This is a genomic window from Xenorhabdus siamensis (genome assembly GCF_037996745.1).
In the GTDB taxonomy this organism is placed as follows: domain Bacteria; phylum Pseudomonadota; class Gammaproteobacteria; order Enterobacterales; family Enterobacteriaceae; genus Xenorhabdus; species Xenorhabdus indica.
Genome location: NZ_JBBMXE010000018.1, coordinates 1 through 25,743, shown reverse-complemented (window position 1 = coordinate 25,743; position 25,743 = coordinate 1). Strand labels below are relative to the sequence as shown.

Annotated in this window: 19 protein-coding genes and 4 pseudogenes; 11 read left to right on the top strand and 12 right to left on the bottom strand. The window is 46.5% G+C overall.

Going from position 1 to position 25,743, the window contains the following annotated elements:
- Window positions 1–81: 81 nt before the first annotated feature.
- Window positions 82–309, top strand: a complete 228-nt coding sequence (gene vapB / locus AAC852_RS17545) for a type II toxin-antitoxin system VapB family antitoxin (RefSeq protein WP_340622097.1) — start codon at window positions 82–84, stop codon at window positions 307–309.
- Window positions 306–731, top strand: a complete 426-nt coding sequence (locus AAC852_RS17540; RefSeq protein ID WP_340622096.1) for a type II toxin-antitoxin system VapC family toxin — start codon at window positions 306–308, stop codon at window positions 729–731. The genes vapB and AAC852_RS17540 overlap by 4 nt, the downstream gene beginning before the upstream one ends.
- A gap of 83 nt (window positions 732–814) precedes the next feature.
- Here the strand turns inward: AAC852_RS17540 and rarD are convergent, their stop codons facing one another.
- Complete coding sequence (gene rarD / locus AAC852_RS17535; RefSeq protein ID WP_340622095.1) at window positions 815–1,705, bottom strand: EamA family transporter RarD; 891 nt, start codon at window positions 1,703–1,705, stop codon at window positions 815–817.
- 302 nt (window positions 1,706–2,007) lie between these two features.
- Window positions 2,008–2,910: a hypothetical protein gene (locus tag AAC852_RS17530; protein ID WP_340622094.1), complete on the bottom strand. Its 903-nt coding sequence runs from the start codon at window positions 2,908–2,910 to the stop codon at window positions 2,008–2,010.
- A gap of 33 nt (window positions 2,911–2,943) precedes the next feature.
- On the opposite strand from AAC852_RS17530, the gene AAC852_RS17525 reads away from it, so the two are divergent.
- Window positions 2,944–3,237: a SymE family type I addiction module toxin gene (locus AAC852_RS17525; RefSeq protein WP_340622093.1), complete on the top strand. Its 294-nt coding sequence runs from the start codon at window positions 2,944–2,946 to the stop codon at window positions 3,235–3,237.
- A gap of 55 nt (window positions 3,238–3,292) precedes the next feature.
- Here the strand turns inward: AAC852_RS17525 and AAC852_RS17520 are convergent, their stop codons facing one another.
- The 5 genes and pseudogenes from AAC852_RS17520 to AAC852_RS17500 form a co-directional block, all read right to left on the bottom strand.
- Entirely contained in the window at window positions 3,293–3,859 is a 567-nt protein-coding gene (locus AAC852_RS17520) for a hypothetical protein (RefSeq protein WP_340622092.1), read from the bottom strand.
- Window positions 3,853–4,407, bottom strand: a complete 555-nt coding sequence (locus AAC852_RS17515) for an RHS repeat-associated core domain-containing protein (RefSeq protein ID WP_340622134.1) — start codon at window positions 4,405–4,407, stop codon at window positions 3,853–3,855. The genes AAC852_RS17520 and AAC852_RS17515 overlap by 7 nt, the downstream gene beginning before the upstream one ends.
- 10 nt (window positions 4,408–4,417) lie before the next feature.
- Window positions 4,418–4,540: a hypothetical protein gene (locus AAC852_RS17510; protein WP_340621292.1), complete on the bottom strand. Its 123-nt coding sequence runs from the start codon at window positions 4,538–4,540 to the stop codon at window positions 4,418–4,420.
- A gap of 724 nt (window positions 4,541–5,264) precedes the next feature.
- Entirely contained in the window at window positions 5,265–6,278 is a 1,014-nt protein-coding gene (gene xerC / locus AAC852_RS17505; RefSeq protein ID WP_340621291.1) for a site-specific tyrosine recombinase XerC, read from the bottom strand.
- A gap of 223 nt (window positions 6,279–6,501) precedes the next feature.
- Window positions 6,502–9,153: pseudogene (locus AAC852_RS17500) on the bottom strand (CHC2 zinc finger domain-containing protein); the annotation flags it as partial.
- Window positions 9,154–9,289: 136 nt separating this feature from the next.
- Here AAC852_RS17500 and AAC852_RS17495 point away from each other — a divergent pair.
- Window positions 9,290–9,622, top strand: coding sequence for an RstR family transcriptional repressor (locus tag AAC852_RS17495; RefSeq protein ID WP_047686454.1), 333 nt, complete (start codon window positions 9,290–9,292; stop codon window positions 9,620–9,622).
- A gap of 77 nt (window positions 9,623–9,699) precedes the next feature.
- Window positions 9,700–10,020: a SymE family type I addiction module toxin gene (locus tag AAC852_RS17490; protein ID WP_340621290.1), complete on the top strand. Its 321-nt coding sequence runs from the start codon at window positions 9,700–9,702 to the stop codon at window positions 10,018–10,020.
- Window positions 10,021–10,087: 67 nt separating this feature from the next.
- On the opposite strand, the gene AAC852_RS17485 is transcribed toward AAC852_RS17490, so the two are convergent.
- The 5 genes from AAC852_RS17485 to AAC852_RS17465 all read right to left on the bottom strand — a co-directional run bounded on the left by AAC852_RS17485 (window position 10,088) and on the right by AAC852_RS17465 (window position 18,070).
- Window positions 10,088–10,339: a hypothetical protein gene (locus tag AAC852_RS17485; protein ID WP_340621289.1), complete on the bottom strand. Its 252-nt coding sequence runs from the start codon at window positions 10,337–10,339 to the stop codon at window positions 10,088–10,090.
- A 4-nt stretch (window positions 10,340–10,343) separates the two neighbouring features.
- A complete protein-coding gene (locus tag AAC852_RS17480) occupies window positions 10,344–14,729 on the bottom strand; it encodes an RHS repeat-associated core domain-containing protein (RefSeq protein ID WP_340622091.1) in 4,386 nt (1,461 codons plus the stop codon).
- A 13-nt stretch (window positions 14,730–14,742) separates the two neighbouring features.
- Window positions 14,743–15,162, bottom strand: a complete 420-nt coding sequence (locus AAC852_RS17475; RefSeq protein WP_340622090.1) for a DUF1795 domain-containing protein — start codon at window positions 15,160–15,162, stop codon at window positions 14,743–14,745.
- 72 nt (window positions 15,163–15,234) lie between these two features.
- Window positions 15,235–17,139: a type VI secretion system Vgr family protein gene (locus AAC852_RS17470; RefSeq protein WP_340622089.1), complete on the bottom strand. Its 1,905-nt coding sequence runs from the start codon at window positions 17,137–17,139 to the stop codon at window positions 15,235–15,237.
- Window positions 17,140–17,584: 445 nt separating this feature from the next.
- The gene (locus tag AAC852_RS17465; protein WP_340622088.1) at window positions 17,585–18,070 is read right to left on the bottom strand and encodes a thioesterase family protein; all 486 of its coding nucleotides are present in this window, start codon (window positions 18,068–18,070) and stop codon (window positions 17,585–17,587) included.
- Between the two features lie 194 nt (window positions 18,071–18,264).
- Between AAC852_RS17465 and AAC852_RS17460 the strand changes: the two are divergent.
- The 6 genes and pseudogenes from AAC852_RS17460 to AAC852_RS17435 form a co-directional block, all read left to right on the top strand.
- Window positions 18,265–18,447: pseudogene (locus AAC852_RS17460) on the top strand (phospholipase A); the annotation flags it as partial.
- A gap of 43 nt (window positions 18,448–18,490) precedes the next feature.
- Window positions 18,491–20,317, top strand: a complete 1,827-nt coding sequence (gene recQ, locus AAC852_RS17455; protein ID WP_340622087.1) for an ATP-dependent DNA helicase RecQ — start codon at window positions 18,491–18,493, stop codon at window positions 20,315–20,317.
- Window positions 20,318–20,379: 62 nt separating this feature from the next.
- The gene (gene pldB, locus AAC852_RS17450) at window positions 20,380–21,372 is read left to right on the top strand and encodes a lysophospholipase L2 (protein ID WP_340622086.1); all 993 of its coding nucleotides are present in this window, start codon (window positions 20,380–20,382) and stop codon (window positions 21,370–21,372) included.
- A gap of 54 nt (window positions 21,373–21,426) precedes the next feature.
- Window positions 21,427–22,226, top strand: a pseudogene (gene yigL / locus AAC852_RS17445) (sugar/pyridoxal phosphate phosphatase YigL).
- Between the two features lie 475 nt (window positions 22,227–22,701).
- Window positions 22,702–24,097 (top strand): annotated as a pseudogene (locus tag AAC852_RS17440) (MFS transporter).
- A 69-nt stretch (window positions 24,098–24,166) separates the two neighbouring features.
- Complete coding sequence (locus AAC852_RS17435) at window positions 24,167–25,177, top strand: LacI family DNA-binding transcriptional regulator (protein WP_340621832.1); 1,011 nt, start codon at window positions 24,167–24,169, stop codon at window positions 25,175–25,177.
- The last annotated feature ends 566 nt before the right edge of the window (window positions 25,178–25,743 follow it).

Genomic DNA, 25,743 nt, shown 5'->3' with positions numbered 1-25,743 from the left:
TACTCGCATTTGTTCATATATTGACCTGCTTTGAGTGTTAACATATGCTATACATATGTTTTCCAGTGTAGGAGATTTCATATGAGAACTGTAGCTGTTTTTAAAAATGGTAATAATCGTGCTATCCGTTTACCTAAAGATCTGGATTTTGAGGGCGTTAATGAATTGGAAATTATCCGAGAAGGAGAGACCATTATATTACGCCCAGTAAGACCTAGCTGGCATTCATTTTTATCAGAGGATAAGGCGGACGAAGATTTTCTATCTGAACGACCGGAGATTATTGAAGAAGGACGTTTTACGTTATGAAAAAGCTTTACATGTTGGATACTAACATTTGTTCATTCATTATGCGTGAGCAGCCTATTGCGGTGATAAACCAATTACAGAAATGTGTAATGAATAACTATCCAATTGTGGTATCTGCTATTACTTATTCGGAAATGCGTTTCGGGGCAATTGGGAAAAAAGCTTCTCCGAAACATGGTGTATTAGTGGACGAATTTTGTAAACGTTTGGATGGGATCTTACCGTGGGATAAATCTGCGGTGGACACAACAACAAAAGTAAAAGTTGCTTTGACTTCTGCGGGCACATCAATCGGGCATAATGATACCGCCATTGCAGGGCACGCCCTGTCTGTGGGAGCTATATTAGTCACAAATAATACCCGTGAATTTTCGCGTGTAATTGGATTGCCATTAGAAGATTGGACCGAAATATATCAATAAAATTGTGGATAAATTAATCAAAAAACTGACCCGAATTTTCGATAAGGTATTGGGTCAGTTCTAAAATGATTAAAGACAATTGATTACTTCCGCAAACGATGTTGCGTATAAAGCGCATCCAGCGTAAATAGAATCAATGCAGCCCAGATAAAACCAAAAGTGATCAAACGATCTGGCCCAATCTTCTCACCATAAACCAGTGTTGCTAACAAGAACATTATGGTTGGACCAAGATACTGAAAGAATCCTAGCGTGGACAAACGTAGATGTGCCGCCGCTGCGGTAAAAAGCAACAGAGGCACCGTCGTAATAATACCGGCGGCAATCAGCATCAGATTCAAGGAATAGGTATTATCCAACATATTACTGGTCGGGCTGTCGGTGAAGAACAGCAGGTAACTCAGCGCGACAGGGAATACCCAGACTGTCTCAATTAACATGCCTGTTTGTGCATCCACCCCTAGCTTTTTGCGGATCAAACCGTAGACGGCAAATGTTGTCGCTAAGTACAGGCCAATCACAGGTACAGAGCCAAACTGCACGACTTGGATAAGTACGCCTGTAAAGGCTAAAGCCACGGCAACCCACTGCATACGCCGGAACCGCTCACCGAGGAATAGCATACCAAGTAACACACTCACCAAAGGGTTAATAAAATACCCCAGACTTGCTTCAATGAGATGGTTATTATTGACGGCCCAGATATAAGTCAGCCAGTTACTGGTAATTGTGAAGGCAGTAAAACCTAACAGTAGCAAGATATTGGGTTGACGGACAACGACCCAGGCCTGACGCCAGTGACGAGTTACTGTTAACATCAGCACCATAAAAAATACAGACCATATAACACGGTGCGATACGATTTCATCGGGGGGAACATATTGTATGCTTTTGAAGTAGATAGGAGCTAACCCCCAAATCAGGTAGGCACCTAAGGCATACAGGATACCTTTGGCTGTCTGTGGTTTGTTCATAATATCCTTGAATGTTCAGAGAGTGTTCAGAAAAAGTGGGAAGAGCTTGTTAGATGTTAGCCCATAGAGCCATACAATGTGTCACTGGGTTAAGTAATTTACAAGAAATTAATGGCGTAAATAAGAAAGAAAAATTTTCCGCCTGTATTGTTGGTTTTATATGCTATATCGGTGTTTGTTTTTAAAATAATATCCTGCATTTAGCCTGGTGATGTGTTGATTACATAAATAATTTGGACGTCAGATAGGATATAAAAATGTTCTAAGCTGGTAAGTGAAGTTTACACATTTACATCATCAAACTATCTGAATCCCATCATCGTTCTAATTGGTAATTCAGATTTATCAGGGCAATCCAGTCCTCGTATTTTGACCGCAAGATCGTTATTTCTCAACTCATTACATAGTTGTGCAATGTCTTTCGGAGTCCAATAAATGTTTTTTCCATATCCTATTCTCTGAATTGGGTTTAATAAACTTTCCACACCACCTGCTTTTAATATTCTGGCAACTATTGTGGCGCAATTTTTACTGAAAGTACTATAACTATGGCTCACATGATAGTTGCCATATGTTTTCCCAATATAGAATTCATTCTTTTTTTCCTGCATTTTTTCAACATCTAAGTTGATAAGCAAATATTCCAGATGGGGTTGTAAGATAAAATCTTTCTGAATTTTACCGAAGGTTCCTGCAAATGATAAACCTCCTCTAGGCTTGTTGGGGTCACAATAGAAACTGACATAATTATTATCTGTTGGAGATGGTGGATGCTGTATGGATGTTGAAGGACTTGTTTCATGTCTTGAAAAAATGGAAGAAGCTGAACGTCTCCTTTCATTTGGAGGTAAGGGGCTTGCTGGTGTGGAATTGGTCGGTGTTGAGGGTTCCGTAACCCCAATTGGCCAGGGGCATTTTGGCATTCCACCGATATAAACAGAGGCATGCCCTGCAACAAAACTGTGGCAGGGATACCAAATATAGACAACGGCAGAGACGGGGGTTCCTGCAAATATTTTTTGTTCTGCTTTGGTTCTTGGGGTCATAGCTGGTTCTCTGGCTGGTTTATTGATTGATGTTTCAATAAATAACTTTATAAAACAATTTCTTGCGACTTTTTGGTATTGTCGGAATTGGTGGTTTTTAAGATGAGCACCGTGTAATGACTGATGCAGCACGGTTTGTTTATTAAGTAAAGGTATCATATACCCAGAGTGGTGGCCTGTTAATAGATAATTTTGGCTATTTGGGGGAGTATTTTAAATAAAACAGTCAAAACAGAACGTTATTACACCGTGGGATACGTGCCGCAAAATGACAAGGCAGCCGCACCGCCTGCGATTCATTTAAAAGGCCAGTGGCTTAAGGCAGCCGGGTTCGATAAAGGTTGCACCCTGACCGTCAAGATTATGGACGGCTGTCTGGTGCTTATTCCTGACAGTGACGATACCCGCAGCATTAAACAACAATACCAGCTCAGTGAGATTAAGCTTAGGATGCGGGAGTTGATTGGAGATTATCAGGCAGGATGATGATAAAAAACCGGGATAATATGATCCCGGCTTGCTTTAAAATAATATGGTAACTTCATGAGAACTGCCAAAAACCCGCTATGATATTTTTGGTGGATATATTCTCATACAGATATAAGGCACCATAACCAAATATATAGTCCCCATTAACTACACCATCTGGATAGTAATCTTCATCTATTTGCATAAAAAAATCATAACCATCTTTAAGCAAAGCCTCGTAATAATAATTTTCATCTTGTATTAACGATGGACTCTTGGTCTTAGTTATAAAATTAAATTCATTACTATCGACTTTCTCATATCCAATAATATTTGTTTTATTAATATATTTTATTGTACATGCATCATTATTACTTTCCTCAGAGAAAGCATGCGAGAAAACTCTTACTGAACACGCAGGATAAATATTATTATCAACCATATCATCATACCCATCAGGAGTAAGTATGGTAATGTATTCTAGATCATCATCAGGATTCTGAACCGTCAAGAAGAATTTATAGCCTCGTATATCATCTAATTTGTCCAAAAAAAACTTTGGGAGATTGCCACCAATCCGCCCAATAATATTACCATTCGGAACGGTGCTTATTTTCGCAATTAAATTTGTTCTTAGCATTTCATCAACCCATTTTTCTTGGCAAAATCTATAGCTTCTTCTCTAAGTTTCATTGCCGTGTCTGTGGCAAACTTCTTAGCATTTTGAGGCTTCCACCCTCTGTTATTTACCAAATCCTCATAGATTCCTCTTCGGGTAATAGCAGTATTCCTGTTGATATTTTGCAGCGCAGTCTGATTTTTCAAAATATTAGAATCATGTAACCCATATCTGGCCTGCAATTTAGATATTGTTTTGTGCATAGCATTTTCTTGTAAAGCTATTGCTGGGTTAGAGGTCGCGATACCAGACTTCCTACCAGTTATGATGCCATTATGTCTCAGCCAACCATTTTGTAATAATTCATGTGCCGTTAGCCCATCCTTTACATGCAGAGCACTTCCGTAACCTGCAATGCCAAATTCGTTTAGTAAACCTAACGGATCGATCCATGTGAGGGGGTTTGGTGCATATTGGTAGAGGTTTATTCCCCCCGCCAGCCCGATGGGGTCGGGCGAGATATATTGCCCAGCCACCGGCGAAAAATACCTGTACCGATTGTAAACCAGCCCGCTCTCTTCATCCAGCCACTGGCCGGCGAAGGGGCATCATCTCGGAGGCAGTCATACCCGCACGACCTCGCCAGCCCGCACAGGACAAGGCTTCCGAAGTGGCAGATTGAGCCGATTTTGCCCCGAGCATTTTTTGACCCCGACGCCCCTTTTGGGATTATTTGCCACACTACCGCCGCAAGCTGTGGTGCAGTATAGCTGACTGGTTTCCTTTTGATGCGCTGAACAACCTGATTCTGTGAGGTTTTTCACGGCAACGGGCGAACGGTGGCCGGCTTGCCGGACGCCGGGCGGCCGTTCTGCGGGTGCGGGCGGCACAGAGCCTGCAAGCGGCGCACTGCGACGCTCTGGATCACTGACGCTTCAGACCGGGCGCAGCCAGTACCGCAGGGTTGGGGCGGGGGAGGTAAATTAACGGAGGCCGCAGGCCGACCTGCCTTCAGGGGGGGTTGCCCAGGTAACGCAAGGCAGCTAAAGAGGAAGAGAAGGGGTTTTAGCTGAACGTGGGCACGGTGTTTCGGTCTGGCGCGGGTTTTTGGCAGGCATCGGCTCAGAAGTTTAGAGCAGAAGGCGCCAGCCTTGTGCGACGGCACCCCGCGAGGCCGGACAGCGGGGGCGCCAGACATAATGCAAATTGTGCGTTGCGAGCCGCTCCCCGGGGGCGGCGGGACTGCATGACTGCCCGGCGAGTTTCGCACAATTTCCCGGCATTATGTTAAATGGGCTTTGGGCGGCCAGCACAGACTGATTGGGGACGCCGTGGCCGCCGCCGCCCATTGCCCATTTACCCCCGCCGGCACCGAGGCTTCCGGGCAGTCCGGCCACGGTCTGCCCTCGCACCGATCCCAGCCAACTCAACGGGGACGGCCGGATTGTCCGGTGTTCTGTGGCGTCGGTTTGACGTCCGGCTCACTGCTGGCACGGGCTGAGCGGCTCTCTGGCGTCCGCTCTGCTGGGTGGGTCTGCTTATGCACTTCTTTTAAGTGTCCGACGGCAACATGGGTATAAATTTGCGTCGATTCCAGACTGGCATGACCCAGTATCGCCTGAATGTGCCGTGTATCCGCGCCATTTTCCAGCATCTGGGTCGCCATGCCATGCCGGAACAGGTGACAGGCGCCCGGTTTATCGATCCCGGCACGATGCAGCGCATTGCGCACTATCTGGGTCAGGGTGCCATCGGCCAGCGCATTCCCCTGTTGTGACACAAACAGATACCCCGGATCTTTTTCCCAGACCAGACGCGGGCGCACCTCATTCAGGTAACGTTGCAGCCAGTGGCGCGCCGACTCGCCGAAGGGAACAACCCGGTCTTTGTGTCCCTTGCCCTGCCGGACAAACAGCGCCCCGGCGGCAAAGTCGATATCACTGACCTGTAACCGCTGGACTTCTGAACGCCGGAGGCCTGTACTCCATAACGTTTCCATCATGGCGCGATCCCGTACCCTCAGCGGGTGATTGTCCTCGGTCAGGGCTAAAACCTGCCGGGTTTCCTGCTCATTCAGCATGCCCCACGGCAGACGCCGCTCCTGCCGGGGCAACTCCAGCCCCTGCGCCGGGTTGTACAGCAGGTGCTGCCGCTTCGCCAGCCAGCTGAACAGATTACGCAGGTGGGTCAGCTTTTTCGCGATGGTGCTGCCCGTGAGTGGCTGACCCCGCCAGTTCTTCCGGGCTGACAGTCCCCGCTGCCAGCTTTCCAGCTGGGGAAAGCTCACCTGTTGTGCCCGGGTTATCCCCCGTTCGTCACACCAGCGCGCGAACTGCATCAGGTCGCTTCTACAGTGCTGCCGGGTTTGCCGTGTGTAGCGCAGGGCGTCGAGGTGTTCAAGGTAGTCCTCGATATGTTGTCTGAGTGTTGTCGATGCCATGAGAAGCTCCTTTCTGTCTGTGCAAGAAGACGGTTACGATGGGTTAAATGAATGTGCCGGGAACCGTGTTTTTTACGCTAACCCGACCGCTTTGCTTTGACGTCTTGCGGTGTCTGTCTTTGCGAGGATGTTGCCATTCCGACCGCCTGCCGACTGAACCCCGACCCGCGGGCGACTGCTTATCCATTTACCCCGACCGGAGTAAGTCATACCTGTCCTGTCACGGTACGATAAGGCCGCACAGGTGCGCGGTGTTGCTGTCGTCACCGTCAAACAGCAGTTCATAGGCGAACGTCAGCCCGCGCTTGTGCAGCAGCAGGTATTCCATTTCGACCAGCCGCGAGAGATGGAGCTTGAGCTGGGTATCGCCCCACTGCACCGCATCACGCAACTGTTTGCGGGTAAAAATCCTCTCATGGCGAGCCTGACCGCTGTCCCGTATCCAGTCCTGTATCAGCAGCAACAGCTTGCGCGTCTGTGGCGGCATTTCGTCCAGCGTCCGGCCTAAGATTTCATGCGCCAACTGATTGGCCAGCCGGATATCGGCTTTCGTCACTTCGATATAGTCCAACGTTTTCCCGCGATGTTCTGCTGTCTTGATGTCCCGCTGGTGCTGGTGCAGCAGAGCGATGCTCTGAATGAGCGTCAGGTATTTCATATGGTCACGGCGGGTGCGGGTTTTGTCTGACAGGAACGTCAACTGGCTGGCATAGGGGTTGACCACATTCAAGGGCTTAAGCAACCGCTGGGCGTTCTGGTGCAACGTGGTGAGATAGTCCCGCTCATTTTCAGCCAGCAGGCCTTCAAGGGTTTGCTTCTGGCGCTGCAACGCATGGATGGCTTCGGTCTGTTCGCGGGATTCGTTCACCGTCAGCACCAGACAGCGGTTGAGCAGTTCTTCATCTACATCAATGGCGGTCGTGGTTAACATCAGCATCACCGGACCTTTCACGGTGTAGCTTTTGGTGACCAGGTTGCCGGTCGCTTCGTCCTTGCCCGTGCTCGCCATCGTTAACTCGCCGTCCGATTGCAACAGCTTGAGCGCATAAGCCGCCTGCCGCACGCCTTCTTCTTCCGCTATCGCTAAAATCTTGTGCTGGAGATTGGTTTCCCCCAGATAGAACAGGCTTTGCCCGGTCATGGCGCTGTACTGGATGCGTTCTTCTGGCGGGATCAGGTTGAGCACCGCCTCCATTAAGCTGCTCTTGCCTGCGGCACTGCTGCTCTGGATCAGGACGGCTAACGGTTTGGACAACTTTCGGCTCACGGCCGCCAGATAAGCCGCGAGCAGATTCGTTGATTCCCCGACAACCCCGCAGGCGGCTAAATCAGTAGTAATACGGCTGACCAACGCCGGATCTTGCAACAACCTCAAAGCAGACTGCTGCTCATCGGCGCTCAACGCGTTGGCGGCCTGCACTGTCTCAGCGGCCATCCCCGAACGTTGCTCCAGCACCAGTAACACCCGCCCCAGCTCCCGCTTGATCAGCGTGTCCGGCAGTGCCAGCTCCTGCGAAGCCTGACGCACGAAGCCCGAACGCGCCCGGGCGCTCAGGATATCGAGGCTGTCCACGAACAGGGCGCCGCTGTTTTTGTCCCGTAACTGCACATTGATCTTCATGACCGCACTGATCTTCTGCGGCACACCGCGCAACCGCCATTCCTGTGCATCCTGCTGGATCACGATATCGCCGTTAGCTTCCAATGTGGTGATAACCCCCGGTTCAGGCACGGATGCAGGCGCGGGCGCAGTCACCCGCGGAGGGGGAGCGGCCAGGGGCGTTTTTGTGGGCTCACCGAACCATTGTGCTGACGCCAGTAACTGCCCGAACGCGGTTTCCGGGTTCGCCACCTCGCAGCTAACGCGATTGGCATCGCGGCCTTCGGGGAACACGACCCGCCAGACATCCAGACCCGTCAGTTGCAGCGCTGATGCCAGCTGGATGGCGGCATCATTGCCTGCCGGGTCATTGTCATAGGCAATGTACACCTGTTGAACCCCATGTTGCCGGAACGCCGCCCGGTGGGCATCGGTAAAACCGTGAACGCCATAGGAACAGGTGACGTTGCGAAAGCCCGCACACCAGAATGACAGCGCATCAATCAGCGATTCACACAGGATAACCGACGCCGAACCGATCAGCCCCGCCTCATTCCAGACGCCGCCATGCTCACCCGGTAAATACAGATGCAGCGGGGTGCCTGCCCGCAGCCTGTTATTGATTTTGCGGCCGTACATTTCCTGTATTTGCCCGTCCAGCCCAATCACCGGCACAACCAGCGAGCCGCTGAAGTGCTCATGCCCGCTGTCACGCATCAGCCCGATGGCCTGCAACTGCGCGCGGATCTCCGCCCCGGCTTTCAGTGGCTTGGCAGGCAGGCGATACCCCAGGGTGCGGTTGGCAAAGCCCAGCTTAAAATGGCTGACCAACTCAGGGTGATCGAGGCGGCGTTTTTTCAGGTAGGCCAGTGCTTCCGGGGCATTCAGCAGGGTCTGGTGATAAAAGGCGATCACCCGCTGCAACAACGCCTGCCGCCCGATCCCCTCCTCCACTGACGACACCGCCGCCAGCGGCTCCACCGCGGGATTGTGCCCCAGCACCGCCTTTAAGCGTTCGGCGGCATGGCGCAGGCTTAGCCCTTCGGTTTTCATCACCCAGTCCAGCACCGAGCCGCCGGCATCGCAGCCAAAGCAGTGATAGAGATTTTTCGACGGCGTGATGACCATCGAGGGCGTTTTCTCTTCATGGAACGGGCACAGCACAACCATGTCTTTGCCACGCTTAAAGAGCTGCCGTCCCTGCTGCTCAATGATGGCGACTAAAGAGACGGCGGCTTTCAGGTGCTGTAATTCTGCTTCCGGGATGCGAGCCATAAAAATGTTCCTTTTAAAACCTTGTCAATGCTCTCTATAGATATTATTATATGCTCTATAAAGATTGTTTAGTCAAGTCTATTTAGAACAGGGGGCGATAATGGAACTCATCAATATTGACAAAGGAACAGACTGGATGAGTTTTTCTACCCGCTTTCTGCAACTGCGCAAGCAGCACAGCCTGACCCAGCCCCAGATGGCTGAGCGTGTAGGCATACACCTGACCCAAGTTCGCCGCTACGAGTCTGGTGAAGCACAGCCCTCTTTGGACATTCTCAAGCGGATTGCTGTCACTTTTAATGTGTCGGCGGACTGGCTGATATTTGAGGAAGAAGAACGTGAGCCGCAGGACGAACTGAAGCTGAAGTTTGAGGCGGTTAAACAGATGGATGAGGAAGAACAACGTTCGGTGATTTCAGTGCTGGATGCCCTGATTCTCAAGCATCAGGCTAGGCTATTGATTGGATAATCTGACTTAACGCGGCGCTGATGTGGTTGCAACACACCAACGCCGCTAACCACAACCAACTAACAAGGAGTTGAATGATGGCTAAGGCGCATTCTAGGCAAAACCGTGCCGTAAATAAAGCGGCAAAAACAGAACGTTATTACACCGTGGGATACGTCCCGCAAAATGGCAGGCCAACCCCCCGACCCGCGATAAATTTAACGGGAAGGTGGCTTAAAGCAGCGGGGTTTGAGATTGGCGGCACACTGACCGTCAAGATTATGGACGGTTGTTTAGTGCTCATTCCTGACAGCGACGACACCCGCCGTATCAAGCAACAGTACCAGCGCCAGCAAGACCAGTTCAGTGAGATTAAGCTGAGAATGCGGGAACTGCTTGGCGACTACAACAGCAACTAAGGGCAGGGAATGAGCGGCTCTTAAAAAGAACAAAGCCGGAAGATCTCGGATCTTTCCGGCTTATTACTTATTGATTTTCTATTTCAATTATCCAGCTTTTTAGATCTTCATTTGTATATAAATATTCTCTATCTGTTGAGGGTAAATCAACCGCACCTAGTAGTTGAATATAATTTACAACCACAAGATCCCTTATTCTTAATGAATCATCATCAAATATGCTTACAGCCCACTCTGCCACATCGGTTCTTCGTTCTTTACCAGATAGAATATTTAAGATTCTTTTAATTAAATCGTTTCGATTAGGTTCGATTATCATGGAGCTATCTTCTACCTTTATAATTACCATCGACGTCAAAGATGTGATGATTTTTTGTGTGAGTAACAGGTTTTGGCGCTACACTCCTAATGTTTCCTGAGTGATCTAATGTTTCATACCAAGTTCGTTTATTGCCAGTAGCAGGATCCCACTCTCTAACTAATCTGGCTCCCTGCATTTCTCCAGGAGTTCTAGACGGTTTTACCTCGCCATAAAAACGATAACGCCCATTTTGTAACTCCTTAACTCCAGCAGGGCCATACTTTTCAGACTGAGTATAATAGTCTTTGAGATTTTGGTAGTTAGCCGCGTTATGAGCGCTATTATCTTTAAGTGAAGGACACGGTGTTAACCCTAATGGGTCAACAAAATTCGACGGATTATGCACATACCCGTACGGATTCACCCCGCCCAGCAGCCCAATGGGGTCTGGCGAGATATATTGCCCCGTCTCGTTACTGTAATATCTAAAGCGATTATAGCAAAGCCCTGATTCCTCATCGAAATACTGGCCTAAAAATTTTAGTCCTGGATCAAATTGTGAATTTTCTCCCGCTACTCCAAGACGCATTCCATACAGAGAATGCACAGGTTGGCGCCAGACTCGATGCCCTTGCGAATCAAACAACGCCAGTGGCTCCCCCGTTGGGGCACAGACTGCATAGTGAGTCTGGATTTCACCCGCAATCAATTCATCACGGTTTTCTGGATCAGGCGTGAAAAACTGAACCTGCTGCGCCAGTAACTGCCAGCCATCAAACACCAGATGGCGGATACTGTACAATCGGTTGTGCCGGTACTCGCGGATTTCTGCCGGCACATCGCCATCCCACAAATACGTTGTGCGCATTCCGGCTTGCTGGCAAATTTTCTCAGTACGCCGCCCAAAGGCATCATAGCGATAGACCCATTGTTGACCACCCGGTGTTAGTACGCCAATTAACTGATTTTGGCTGTTCCAGCGAAATTTGGTGAGCTGCGGGCGATGGCCTTCTTGCCATAACTGCATCGCCGTCATTCGGCCAGAATCGTCATATTCAAATAGATGCTGACCCAATTGTCTCAATCGATGTCCTTTTTGGTAAAGCCGCTCTCCGTCAATCTCATTGAGGCCGTCAAAACGGCGGGATGGATAACCGCAGGAGTCATATTGATAATGTTCCCGCAGCCGATCACCATCACTGACTGAGGTCACTTGTCCATTACCATTGACTACATAACGTAGCCACTGCCGTTCATCATTCGCCGCTACTAAATTAAGTGCATCGTCATAACGATATTCGCGATCTAATCCTGCTAATGTCGGTTGCGGGATATCCGCCACTTCATGGGCGGCAAAAAACTCAGTGTTACGTCCGGCACGCTGGGAAGTGAGCAGCCCCATTAACGAGTGCTTCTGACGCAGGATAAAACCCTTATCAGACTGGCGATGCCATTCGTTTCCATCCTTATCCCGCTCGAAGGTCAGAGAATGATCACCATTGATTGCCAGTAAACTCAGTTCTCCAACTTTATTAACAGCGGTTTTTGCCTGCCAGAGTCGGCCATCGGGTGTATGAAGCTGCCTTACTGTTGTGGTGTTATCAGGATATTCGCGGTGAATTTCCCCGTGTGACTGGGTTTCCCGGATAATACGGCCTTGTTCATCGTATTCGAATATTAAAGAAATGGTGTCTGGTGCGGTGATTTCCAGCAAACGTCCGATGAGGTCATAGCTGTAGTTGGTGGTTCCTTCCGGTGTATGTACGGCTGTCAGTCGTTGTGCGGCATCGTATTCGTAGCGAGTGATATTGCCTGGCGCATCACGCTTTTCAATGCAGTTTCCGTTAAGGTCATAAGCGTAATGCCATTGGGTATCCGCATAGTCGGTTTCAGTAATCACCTGCCCGTCTGCATCCAGTGTATAGCGGTAGCTTTCCCCTTGTGGCGTGATCACTTCCAATAATTGCAGACTGTCAGAGTCATAACGGTACTGCCAGCGGTTTCCTTCTCCATCCACACGTGCGAGAGGTAAATCAAATGGCCCGTATTCAATCTGCCATTTTACGCCATGAGCATCTGTCCATTCGGTCAGATTGCCGTGACGATCATGGCGGAAACGCTCAATACTGTTATTGGGTCGGTCACTTAAAGAAATGCGGTGATGACGATCATAATCCCAACGCCAAAGGGCACCACCGCCAGTCGTCATTCGGCGCAGACGATCCTGGCTGTCATAACCCAGTTGCAGGCAGCGGTTTTCTTCATCAAACAACTTAGTCAGGCGTTGATGACGGTCATATTCCCAACTGCGCTTATTGCCATCACTATCTTCTACGGCGGTGATCAAGCCAAACTCGTTACGGGTCAGAGTGGTCTTATGCCCATCTGGTGCGATAAAACATTCAGGATTACCTTTATTGTCGAATTGTTGCCACCAAACTCGTCCGAGTGGGTCTGTCATGCTGATAAGGCGATCGGCATCATCATAGTGATAACGCCATGTTACCCCGATGGCATTAGTAAAAGCGGTCACTAATCCGGTATCTGCGAGGTAATCAAGGGTAATAATTTCGCCTTTTGGTAAAATCTGGCGGCGCAAATTTCCCCATTCATCGTATTCATAGCGCGTGACACTACCGCATGGCGTTTCCACCTGCGTGACTTGTTGCTCATCATTGTAATGCCAGGTCGTCGTATGGCCTTGTGGCGTGGTTGAATGGGTGATGCCTGGTTCATAGGAGAGATGAACCGGATAGAAACCCCCAGATCCGACGCTATAAATACAGCGCCCCTGCTCATCATAAACGTAATCCACCGCAGTTTGATCATGATCAGACCACTGGCTTATTAAGCCTTGTTCGTTGTATTCATAAAACAGGTGATAGGTTTGTGTACTGTCTGCATCAGCCAGCCAGTCGTTATCGTGATAACCGTAACGCGCCAGCATCTCATTCAGGCCATTATCGGTACGATGGATCTCTTCCAGTAATCCATTTTCGCGGTATAGCAACACTAATTCCGGGCCATCGCTATGGGTAACCTTAACCAGTTGCTGCTGTTCACTGTAATGAAACTGGATGGTGTTATCGTTATTGTCGCGGTATTCGGTCAGCCACAAACGTTGGGTGCTCTCTTTGTCTGGGTCAGCCTCCGTGGTTGTAGGGAAGACAGTTGTAGGAAAGACAGTCGCGGGGAAGGTAAAATATTTACTGATTAAACTGTCGCGATCACTCAGGATAAGGCCTTGCTTATACCGGCTCAGTCTGAAATTGGGGTGTTCAGGGTTGATGCTGTGATCGTAACTGGCTGGCAGGGCGAAAAAGAGTGAGGCACCTTCGGTTGTCAGAATTTCTATTCGATCCCCTGTAACAAGGACACATTCGGAGAAGTTATCCAGCCAGTTTTCCCCTAGCAATCCGCGATGACCGGGTGACCAACTACGGATAAATTGCAGTGGTATCGTCTGCCCTAACTCGATATCGATACGCTGATCAAACAGAGCGCCGGTGGTAACGTCTATCGGGTCTCCCGTAAAGAATCTTTTGGCACTTTCCGTATAACGTTTCAGGCCTTTATTATGTTTGAAAGCGTGTTTGGCACAACTGATGGTTTTGAGTGTGACGATTTCTTTGATTTTTCCGGGGACATTTTTGATTTTTTTAGCGGCCGTTTCGGCACCTTTTTTAGCTCCGTTGATAGCAGCTTTCCGGCCTGCTTTGGTAGTTAGTTTTGCAATGCCTTTTACGGCTCCTCGTGATGGCGGGACGAGAAACTCCACGGCAACGAGCAATGCCCGCTGCCAGGCTGAAAACTCTTCCTGTATCTCAAGATAGGTTTCTTGACCTGAGCCGATAAAGACTTTGCTGGCACCGCCTTTGATAGTTGAGCCACACTCCAGTTTATCCTTAATCCGCGCGGCGGGCTTTTCGTTGATAAAGACGCTTTCACTGCCCTGAGCGATGCGTGGCGCGGGATGATTTTTGCAAGCTGCTGTGTCTAACTCCACCCGCGCGGCGGGCTTGCCTTCAATAAAGACATTAGGTGAACCCGTGGCGATAACACCAGCTGGCGGGTTACAGCTATCAATGGCGTCCGTAACCGCTGAGCTGGCTTTACTTATCACATCACCTAGCGCCATAGTCCACATCGTGCCGACAGCGATAATTGCAAACGTAGCCAGCCCCCCGGTTGCACCTATCAGAAATGCAGCCGCGCCAAATACTGCTGCACCGAGCAACGCACCTACAACTGCCCCCGCAAGTGCCCCTAAAAAACTTTTATGCTGAATGGGGTCTCCTTTACGTGCCGCCGCCGGGCCTGGCTCTCGTGCTACCGGTTGGGGCTGTTGGCTTGCATGAGTTGCGCCCACTCTTGCAGTACGAAGGACAATTTCATCCATTAATCCCATAACTGACCTCCTGTCAGGTTGCCTGAAAACTACTGACGATTGCCAGCAGAGCGTTACGCTGCCCTTCCTCAAACGGCTGTGGAGAAGTCAGGTTAAAAGCCAACAGCAAATTACCCCGTATTTGCAGCACAACAGTCTGGTGCATCTCACCTTCCGGGCTTTGCCATTGGTAGTCCAGCCGCCAGGCGGGTGCACCGCTCAGTTCTATCTCCAGCCTTTGGTGCTCTTTATAACCGGGGAGATGGGTTTCAAACTGAGTTAATGTTTGGGCGTAGTAGGCGGTATGGTCGGAACCCATCGGTACGGGTGTACGGTTAATCACCAAATTAACGCCACTGTCATCCGGCAGGACAAATACCTGCATCGATTCATCACGCCAGTCAGATGGAATAGTTAAGGTTCCTTCATTCATTTGATAGGGTTGTTTATTCATGGGTGTCTTCCTTTATCACTCTTTTTTGGTCTATGTAGCTATCGTGTTCCACATGTGTTTTGATTGGCTCGGCTAGTTCAGTTGAACCTGTTCCTTGCCGTTGATGATGATATTTCTGCCGGAAATATGGATATTGCCCTCCTTGTCCAGTGTGATACTGGCACCGCCTACGCTGATTTGGATGCCACCGTTGACAGACTGGATAGCAATGTCTTCTTTGGCGCTGAGCTTACTTTTTTTCTCCACTGTAACTTGCCGATTACCGTGAATAGTGCAGCTCTCCTCGCCGGTCACTTCTTTGATGCGATCTTTACGGACGGATATCACCTGATTGTTACCGATGTTTTCGGTGTGATCGTGCTTCACCTGTGTGGTACAGTCGTTGAGGATAGTGGTGTTCATATCATTCAGAACGGTGGTATTCATATCTTTCTGGGCATGAAGAGCGAGTTGTTCACTGCCTTTCGCATCCTCAAACAACATTTGGTTATAGCCTTCTCCCTTATGGGTTTTGGAACGAAACGCCATTTGGGTTTTGCTGCCGGGCAAGCCGCCGGGAGGAATATTACTGGCGTGATAGGTTCTGCCGATAACGATGGGTTGATCTGGATCGCCATGTAAGAAGTCAACCACAACCTCTTGGCCGACACGGGGAATAGCGAGCATTCCCCAGCCTTGCCCCGCCCACGGATGTGTAACCCGTATCCAGCAAGAGCTTTGATCATCACTGCGGCCATAGCGATCCCACGGAAACTGGAGTCGAACACGACCATATTGGTCACAAAAAATTTCTTCTCCGGCAGGGCCAACGACTTTGGCAATTTGTGGCCCATCAACGATCGGTTTAGGCAATGGAGAAGGACGCCAGGTCTGGGTTTGGCGGATAAAACTAAATTGGCTGTTTAGTGTCGTACCGCTGCCACTGATTTCCTGTTCTAACGCTTGTGGTTGATAACCCGTATGGCTGGCGGAAATAACCTGCCACGGTTGATTCCATTCTTCACGCGGATGGTTGGTCAGGGTGAATAGCCGCCCCGGTTGGATGGCGATGGCATAACCGTTGCCATGTCCTATCAGCGCATCATTACGCAGTGCTTCGAGTCGGTAGCGGGTAAAAGCAGCACCATGTTGTTCATCTTTGAAACGTCCGGGATAATCGTAATGCTCGTAATAGAGCTTTTGGAGATTGTCCTCTTTCATTTGCTGGCTGAATTCTGCTGCCCAGGCCGGATTCTTAAAAGTGTAATCCTTAAGTTGTACCTGTGCCGGCCGGACCTGCGCGCGGTTAGTGATACGACTAACAGAAACATCACCTGTAGGACTTTGTTCACTGGGTTGGTAAGGAAGTTCGATGCCCAACGGTACTGAGCCAGCATCATCGGCAAAGACCAGGGTATTACGCCCGTTGCCACACTCAAAAAAATAGAAAATACCTTCTTCTGCGGTCAAACGCTGGATGAAAGTGAAGTCACTTTCCTGATATTGCACACAAAATTCACGTTCTGGATGTGGCTGACGCAAACTAAATACCACATCACGAATGCCATGTTCCTTTAAAATGGTGGTGATAATGGTAACGATATCCCGCTGTTGGAAGATGCGTGAATTTTGACGTAGCGTTGTACGCCACAAGTCAGGACGGATAGTCATCTGGTAGGTGGTTTGATGTAGCCCGGTATTCCCTTGTTCAAAGCTGGATACCATACCACTGATGCTTCGTTGTTCGGTTTCTCCCTGCAAAATCGTGAGTGTGGCAGTGTGATCGAGCACAGTAGAAAAATCGACAGAGGGATTAGCACTTGCTAACCCAATATCAATTTGAAAAGGCTGTGAAAAACCTTCTGTCAACGCGAAATCAGTGACAACAAAAGTTTGGGGTGGCAAGCTGCCTGCTGTCAGAGTGAATAAAAGTCCGCCGGATGAATGACTGCCAGTTTTCCGGCTCTTCTGAGAAATAATGCTCTTTTTCAGTGACATAATTCTTCGTCCTTATTTAATGTCGCTATTAGTGCGATATTTGGGTAGCTGTTATCCTTAATTTCTCTTTTAACCAACGATTCGCCGGAAATATTTAATGTGGGAATATTAAGGGCGATCAGGAACGGTATTGTTTAATCTTTTTTCGCTCAGATAATAATTGACAAGATATAGCAGGTTTTTATTTAGTATAAAAAACAGTGATTGCAATCACTCAATAATTTATATAAATCAAATAATTAAAAACAAAATGTGGGGTTGAAAATCAAGATGCTTATCTGCGGGTAGAGAATGACACGAGTATTTCTAAATAAAGTGATAAATTGACAAGAAATTAGCGGGAATTAATATTTCAGGTTCAATCATAATTTAATAATTGGCGGGTTTATCTTGCAAAAAAGGAATGTGTTCTTTATCACATCCCTTTCGTTAAAAATATTAAACATCATCCAACCAAATAAGTTCCTGTTGCACTGGCAATATGTACCCGTTTTTCATTATGCAATTCTATTCTGGCGACCGATACTTTATTACCGGCACGAATGATATGACTACTGGCGGTAAATACCTCGCCACGTCCGGGACGCAAGTAATCAATGCGCAGATCTATAGTACCTATAGTAGGCAGACGTTTTTGCATTTCTTCTATCGTGATAACTTTCATCGTGGCCAGTGTACTCCCGGTACAGACTAAACCACCAGCAACATCAAGTATTGAAGCTATAGCGCCACCATGCAGGATTTTTTGGGCTATATTACCCACCAGCTTATCTTGATTGAAAAACTGAAGTTCTGCATAGTCTTTTTCAAAACGAACTAATTCAAGCCCCAACAGTTGGTTGAATGGCATATGATAAACAAACACCTCACCTATAAATTTACGCGCCTCTTCTTGTGTTAAAGGTTGGGTTGGTTGCTGTATCGTTTCCATATTGGATTTCCTGAAAATTAAAAAAATAAATTCACTAATATTAGATAGTTATTTTTGGTTAATAACTTGTTAAGTTTATGCTTTTATTTTCCAGCTTGCCAGTCTGAGAAGCGCTTCGAAAAAACAATTTTATGAAGAAAAAGTTACTATAAAAAATGCTCGTTTCGTGTTTAGAATGTGTCACGCAGTAAACAAGCAATGGTTACGGTGGCAGGAGCAGGGTTGGCTCGAAGTCGAAACATGTTCGCGTTTATATTCAAGTATTCAGTGGATATGGCGAGTCGATGATTGATTATAACTCCAAGCAGATTCGATTTGGCATCGGTGCCATGCTGAATAAGATATACTGTAATAGCTTCTATATGTCATTTGATTAAATAAACAGCTTTGAATAAATCATTTCAATAATTGAGGAAAGGCGTGTTTACCGCAGAAGTCATCAGCACGGCATCGCTGGCTGAACAAATATTACGAAAAACATTCGGATATCAGCAATTTCGTCCCGGACAGCAGCAGGTAATAGACGCCGTTCTTGATGACCGTGATTGTCTGGTTATTATGCCGACAGGTGGCGGTAAATCGTTGTGTTATCAGATCCCTGCTTTGGTCAAAAATGGGTTAACGCTGGTTGTTTCTCCCTTGATCTCATTGATGAAAGATCAGGTTGATCAATTGAGAACAAATGGCATAGAAGCGGAGTGCTTAAACTCAACTCAAAGTCGTGAGCAACAATTCGATATTATCCGGCGTTGCCGTCAGGGAAGCATCAAACTGCTTTATATTGCACCGGAACGGATGGTAACTGATAACTTTCTCGATCATTTACATGACTGGCATCCGGCTTTGCTGGCAGTTGATGAAGCGCACTGTATTTCTCAGTGGGGACATGATTTTCGGCCAGAATATCGTGCGCTTGGACAACTGCGCAGACGCTTGCCTGATCTTCCTGTTATTGCACTGACAGCCACAGCAGATAAAACCACTCGACAAGATATTGTTCGCTTGTTGGAGTTGCGTGATCCTATCATTCATATCAGCAGCTTTGATCGTCCTAACATTCGCTATACATTGGTTGAAAAATATAAACCTCTTGATCAACTCTGGTCATTTGTTCGTAGCCAGCAAGGAAAAAGCGGGATTATTTACTGCAACAGCAGGAACAAAGTGGAAGAGACCGCGGAGCGACTGCAAAAACGGGGGTTGAGTGTCGCTCCTTATCATGCGGGGCTGGAGAACAATCAGCGTGCCTGGGTGCAAGATGCTTTCCAGCGGGATGATTTGCAGGTAGTTGTTGCGACAGTGGCGTTTGGTATGGGGATCAACAAACCCAATGTACGTTTTGTCGTGCATTTTGATATTCCCCGTAATATTGAATCTTACTATCAGGAAACGGGGCGTGCAGGGCGGGATGGTCTGCCTGCTGAAGCAGTACTGTTCTACGACCCGGCGGATATGGCGTGGCTACGCCGTTGTCTGGAAGAAAAACCCACGGGTGAACAGCAGGATATTGAGCGGCATAAACTCAATGCTATGGGAGCGTTTGCAGAAGCGCAAACCTGCCGACGGTTGGTATTGCTCAACTATTTTGGCGAAAGCCAGCAAACCGCTTGTGGTAACTGTGATATCTGCCTTGATCCACCGAAACGTTATGATGGTTTAGTCGATGCACAGAAAGCCTTGTCCTGTATCTACCGCGTTGGACAACGATTTGGTATCGGCTATATTGTAGAAGTGTTGCGCGGCGCTAATAATCAACGTATCAGGGAATTAGGGCATGATAAATTGCCCGTTTACGGTATTGGCAAAGAGCATAGTCAGGAACACTGGATGAGCATCCTGCGTCAGTTGATCCATCTGGGGTTAATCAACCAAAATATTGCCAATTATTCTGCATTACAATTGATGGAAGCGGCGCGGCCTGTTTTGCGTGGCGAAGTGTCCTTGCAACTTGCTGTGCCTCGAATCCAAAGTTTGAAAAGCAGAAATCAACAAAACAAATCATACAGTGGAAACTATGATCGTAAATTGTTCGCTAAGTTGCGGAAATTGCGTAAATCCATTGCTGATGAGAACAATATTCCACCTTTTGTCGTTTTCAATGACGTAACGCTGATTGAAATGGCAGAGCAGTGCCCAATAACGTCCAATGAACTTCTGCTTATTAACGGAGTTGGGCAGCGTAAACTGGAACGTTTTGGTGATGCTTTTATGACACTGATCCGTGAGCATTTCGAAGGATTTGAATAACCGCAGTCAACCGTAGTCAACAAACAAATAATTGGAAAGACGACGGATATAGAGGATGATAAATGCCGCCTGAGATATTGAAAGCAAGCTGGTTAAACCGCGAACCTCAGTTCTCTGCGTTTACGAATGGATTATTACTGGATTTTTGGAATACCAGAAACGAACGGGAATTTATAGGCGTTGATAATATTCCTATCCGTTATGTTTCTTTCTGTTCGCCCCATCATGATAAGACATTGGTAATATCTCCTGGTCGTAGTGAAAGCTATGTGAAATATTCGGAAGTGGCTTACGATTTTTACCATCTGGGCTACAACATCTTTATTATTGATCATCGTGGTCAGGGCCTTTCAGGCAGAATGCTGACAGATCCTCAAAAAGGACATGTTGAAGCATTTGAACACTATGTGGATGATTTAGCAAAATTCATCGAATTAGAAATCGTTCCACTTCAATCGCATCGCTGTTATGCACTCGCTCACTCAATGGGCGGGGCTATTTCGTCTCTTCTATTACGCCAAGAATCAATATTCCGTGCCGTGGCACTATGTGCCCCTATGTTTGGTATTAACTTACCAATGCCTCGTTGGTTGGCGAATTTTCTGGTCAACCAGGCAGAACCTCACCCTACAAGGCGTAACAGATATGCGATATCAACAGGGCATTGGCGACCATTACCCTATTTTATCAACCTGTTAACCCATAGCTATGCACGTTATCAGCGATATTTACGCTATTATGTTGATTATCCTGAGTTACGCCTTGGAGGGCCGACTTACCGTTGGATGCGTGAAAGCATGCGAACGGGAGATAACTTAGTTGAAAATGCAGGAAAAATTCAGACACCACTTATTATTTTAGAAGCGAGTGAAGATAAGGTAGTGAGTAATCGGGAGTTATTGGCTTTTTGCGAAGCGCGTCAAAAAGCCGGAGCGGGAAAAGAAGAACACAATCCTCTGGTTATCCACGGGGCACACCATGAAATCCTGTTCGAAAAAGATGTATTACGGGCGCAGGCCCTTAATGCGATTTGTGATTTTTTTGATCAACACTGATTTATACCCAATAGATTTCAAGAAAGATGCGGGTATCGCTTAGGAATTTGAACCATGTACTATGTTGTTGCTTCAGACTTAGATGGCACACTATTATCTCCCGATCACGTATTAACGCCGTATACTAAGAAAATTTTGAATCTTCTGACAGATAAAGGGATTCATTTTATTTTTGCGACAGGGCGTCATCACATTGATGTAGGGCAGATCCGCGATGGATTGGGTATTAATGCTTACATGATCGCATCAAATGGGGCGAGAGTGCATAATACACGGGAGAACTGGTATTCAGCCATAATTTGGCACCGGAAATTGCCCGTGATTTATGTTTGCTGGAGTTTGATAATCCGAATGTTTTGACCAACTACTATAATAATGATGAGTGGTGGGTTAACCGTGAAAGCTCGGAACAGACTGAATTTTTTAAGGTGTCAGATTTCCATTTTCAGCTTTTCCAACGTGAGAATTTTCCTGTTAATGGTGTGTGCAAGGTCTATTATACCAGTGAAGATCATGACTATTTGATTCAACTGGAAGAGAGGATTGAAGCGCGTTGGGGAGATAAAGTCAACGTGAGTTTCTCTCTACGAAATTGTCTGGAAGTCATGTCAGGAGGCGTATCCAAAGGGGAAGCATTGGCACAGGTCTGTCAATCCATCGGGTATCAATTAAGTGACTGCATTGCTTTTGGTGATGGAATGAATGATCTGGAAATGCTGAGCGTCGCGGGTAAAGGTTGCATTATGCAGGGCGCCCATCAGCGCCTGAAAGACATTTTGCCGGACATGGAAGTGATAGGCTCTAATGCCGATGATGCGGTTTCGCGTTATTTGCAGAAAATGTATCAAGTTTGATGCTCAATTAAGTCATCAATTGAAAACAGCATCCTGATGGATGCTGTTTTTTTAAATATAAAAAGTCAAATAAAAGAAAATAGTTTTTTATGTGAATATTTCTCTATCTATTATCAAAAAACCATCACTTAATTTTCTTTTTCTATATATTATATTTATTACTTGTTTTTTTATTTTTTCCAGATGGTCACGATGCTTTCTTGTTATTTTTTTCAATTATATCAATGACTACAATCCCATTATATTAATGGAAATATAATTTTTGATAGCCTCTTTAAAATTTATTAATTACAATAGTTAAATTTTATATGATAGTTTTGACTGCAATCTAATTGCTGACTTTTTTTTATTTTAACAGTCTACGCGAGTAGATATGTCTGTATATGAAAATAAATCATGAATAAAAATAATATTGTTATATTTGTTACGTTGGAATTAAAGACTTACTGTTCTGACACTCAGGGAATATATTGATATGCCGTATGAAAGTACGGTGCCAGCTATAACACCGATGCAGCATGCTTCTGAAACATGTTTGGCTACACCGGAAGGGCGGAGAGGGTTTCGGCGAGCCATTTTCTCCTGTTGGCTAGGTACGACAATGGAATATGCCGATTTTGCACTTTACGGTTTAGCCGCGGGTATCATTTTTGCTGACGTTTTCTTTCCTGAAACAGCACCAATGATAGCTTTATTGGCGAGTTTCGCTACTTACTCTGTTGGATTTATTGCCCGTCCCATTGGCGCACTTATGTTTGGTTGGTTAGGAGATCGCAAAGGACGCAAATTTGTCATGTTAATGACAGTAACGCTTATGGGGATATCCACCACACTTATCGGGCTTATTCCTGGCTACACTCTTATTGGTATTTGGGCACCGATTTGTTTGGTGACGCTGTCATATACAGGGATTAGGGGCAGGAGCGGCGTTATCTGGTGGTACTGTTATATTGGGAGAGTTTGCACCGCCAGCACAACGTGGTTTAGTTTCATCTATTATTGCTCTTGGCTCTAATGGTGGAACGTTACTGGCATCACTTGCTTGGCTGCTGGTATTGATGATGGACAAAGAGAGTTTACTGGATTGGGGTTGGCGTATCCCATTCCTGTGCAGTGTTTTGATAGCGATAATGGCCTTATTCATTCGTCATTACATGAGTGAAACGCCAGTCTTCGAACGTTATAAGGCAATGATGGCAGAACAGCGCGAACAAACATTGGATGAGAGAGAAAAGTATCAGACAACCGATAGTTCCCGTTGTTTCTGGCAACGAACCAGAGCATTCTGGCTTATGGTTGGCTTGCGTATTGGTGAAAATGGCCCGTCATATTTGGCGCAAGGGTTCATTATCGGTTACGTCGCTAATGTGCTGATGATGGATAAATTTATTCCAACGATTGCTGTGCTTATCGCATCAATATTGGGTTTTCTGATCATTCCATTAGCAGGCTATTTTTCAGATCGTTTTGGGCGCCGTATTACTTATCGTTGGTTTTGTCTATTACTTGTTTGTTACGCATTTCCTGCTTTTATGTTCTTGGAAAGCCGTGAACCTATTATTGTTATCCTGACTATTGTTGTAGGTATGGGATTGGCTTCACTCGGTATCTTTAGTGTGCAGGCCGCCTGGGGAGTAGAACTATTTGGGGTAACTAACCGTTATTCCAAAATGGCCCTTGCGAAAGAATTAGGCGCTATGTTGTCCGGTGGAACTGCGCCGTTGGTTGCCGCGGCTTTATTATCTTTCAGTGGGCATTGGTGGCCTATTGCCTGTTATTTTGCCGTGATGGCGGGGATCGGTTTTATTACAACATTTTTTGCACCTGAAACACGTGGCAGAGATCTGAATTTACTTGAGGACGCAATTTAGTGTCCTCCCATTTTTGGTATTTTTACCAATTGAATCTCTGTCTCAATTTGAGGGACTAACATAAGTATTATGAATTCTCGCTTAAAAAGAGTAACTCGTAGCGATGTTGCGAAAGAAGCTGGAACTTCGGTAGCCGTCGTCAGTTATGTCATCAACAATGGCCCACGACCTGTTGCAGAAGCCACTCGCCAGCGCGTATTAGCAGCGATAAAAAAAACAGGCTATCGGCCGAATAACATTGCGAAGGCATTAGCTTCTGGCTCGACACACGCTTATGGTTTGATCCTGCCGGATATCTCCAATCCCTTTCTTTCTTCGGTAGCTTGTGCTTTACAACAAGAGGCTTTTAAGCACGGGCAAGTATTGTTACCGGGAGATTCAGGAGATAACCGGCTTCGGGAGAAGGAGCTTATCAACAACTTATTGAATCGTCAGATCGACGGTTTGCTGTATACCAGTGTGGATCGCTATCCTTATATGGATTTGATTCAGGCCAGTGGAACTCCCTGCGTTATGCTTGATTGGGTTAATGCTGATTCAAATGTTAGTGCAATTCGTGTGAATGAAAGGATTGCAGCATTTAAAGTGACTCAACACCTGACAGAGCATGGTTACCGCGATATTGCCATTATCTGTGGTCCTCTTAATATGCTGAATACTCAGGATCGTCTTTCTGGCTGGCGGGATGCTTTAAAACAAGCAGATTTGGTGGTACGGGAAGAATGGATCTTTTCCACAGACTATACTCGTTTGGGCGGTTATGAAGCAACGTTACGGATGCTAAAAGGGAAATTACCTCGTGCACTGTTTGCTACTAATGAATTACAGGCATTCGGTTGTTTGCGCGCGCTGGCTGAACATAAGATAGCCGTGCCTGCTGATATTGCATTGGTTTGTTTCAATGCGACTCAGCAATCTCTGTTTAATGTGCCTTCTTTAACCGCGGTTCGCCAGCCGGTTGATCAAATGGCACAAACAGCTATCGGAATGTTGAGATCATGGACTGGCAAAGCTCAGGAATGCGAATTTGAGTTTGAACTACAAGTTGGTGAATCTTGTGGTTGTCTGGTTGGGTGGTAACCTTACTCAAACTATGTGACAGTAAAATAAGCTACCGCATTTATTTTAAAAGTCGGTTACAAGGCAATGGATCAGAGTACTGTTGAAAAGGTAAAAACGAATACAAGCACCAGATTGCGTTGTGGTTAGCGCTCAGAAATTTTTCCTATGATAAAATCAACCGGGATTGCACCATGGTCATAGATGATACGACGCTGGTCAGTGTTATCGCACTTTTTGATTATTTGTACGATGAAATAGTTAACTGATATATTGTTAATGAGATTAATCTGTTTTTAAATAACTTAATTTTATTATAAGGTTGCTAAATAAAAGTTGTTTTTTATTGGTGGTTAATAATGAATTAAAGGGCTTTTTTTTCCTGATAGATTCATAGATAACTTTGATATGAAGTAGATGAATGTATATTTAACGCACTTTAAATTTTATCTTTGTAAGATTTTTTCAATCTATTATCTAATAATTACATTATTAATTTCATATATTGGTATAGAGCGTAGACTTTAAAAGATAAGCGAGTATAAAATTGGCATCCTTTATAGTTTGTCTCCTTTTTTATATAATTT

Coding starts and splice junctions, on each gene's coding strand:
- AAC852_RS17490 (WP_340621290.1), top strand. CDS start 9,700: ATGGCTAAGGCGCATTCTAGGCAAAACCGTGCCGTAAATAAAGCGGCA.
- AAC852_RS17480 (WP_340622091.1), bottom strand. CDS start 14,729: ATGGGATTAATGGATGAAATTGTCCTTCGTACTGCAAGAGTGGGCGCA.
- AAC852_RS17540 (WP_340622096.1), top strand. CDS start 306: ATGAAAAAGCTTTACATGTTGGATACTAACATTTGTTCATTCATTATG.
- pldB (WP_340622086.1), top strand. CDS start 20,380: ATGCCGCCTGAGATATTGAAAGCAAGCTGGTTAAACCGCGAACCTCAG.
- AAC852_RS17530 (WP_340622094.1), bottom strand. CDS start 2,910: ATGATACCTTTACTTAATAAACAAACCGTGCTGCATCAGTCATTACAC.
- AAC852_RS17495 (WP_047686454.1), top strand. CDS start 9,290: ATGAGTTTTTCTACCCGCTTTCTGCAACTGCGCAAGCAGCACAGCCTG.
- AAC852_RS17485 (WP_340621289.1), bottom strand. CDS start 10,339: ATGATAATCGAACCTAATCGAAACGATTTAATTAAAAGAATCTTAAAT.
- AAC852_RS17520 (WP_340622092.1), bottom strand. CDS start 3,859: ATGCTAAGAACAAATTTAATTGCGAAAATAAGCACCGTTCCGAATGGT.
- vapB (WP_340622097.1), top strand. CDS start 82: ATGAGAACTGTAGCTGTTTTTAAAAATGGTAATAATCGTGCTATCCGT.
- rarD (WP_340622095.1), bottom strand. CDS start 1,705: ATGAACAAACCACAGACAGCCAAAGGTATCCTGTATGCCTTAGGTGCC.
- AAC852_RS17470 (WP_340622089.1), bottom strand. CDS start 17,139: ATGTCACTGAAAAAGAGCATTATTTCTCAGAAGAGCCGGAAAACTGGC.
- xerC (WP_340621291.1), bottom strand. CDS start 6,278: ATGGCATCGACAACACTCAGACAACATATCGAGGACTACCTTGAACAC.
- AAC852_RS17475 (WP_340622090.1), bottom strand. CDS start 15,162: ATGAATAAACAACCCTATCAAATGAATGAAGGAACCTTAACTATTCCA.
- AAC852_RS17435 (WP_340621832.1), top strand. CDS start 24,167: ATGAATTCTCGCTTAAAAAGAGTAACTCGTAGCGATGTTGCGAAAGAA.
- AAC852_RS17510 (WP_340621292.1), bottom strand. CDS start 4,540: ATGCTCGGGGCAAAATCGGCTCAATCTGCCACTTCGGAAGCCTTGTCC.
- AAC852_RS17465 (WP_340622088.1), bottom strand. CDS start 18,070: ATGGAAACGATACAGCAACCAACCCAACCTTTAACACAAGAAGAGGCG.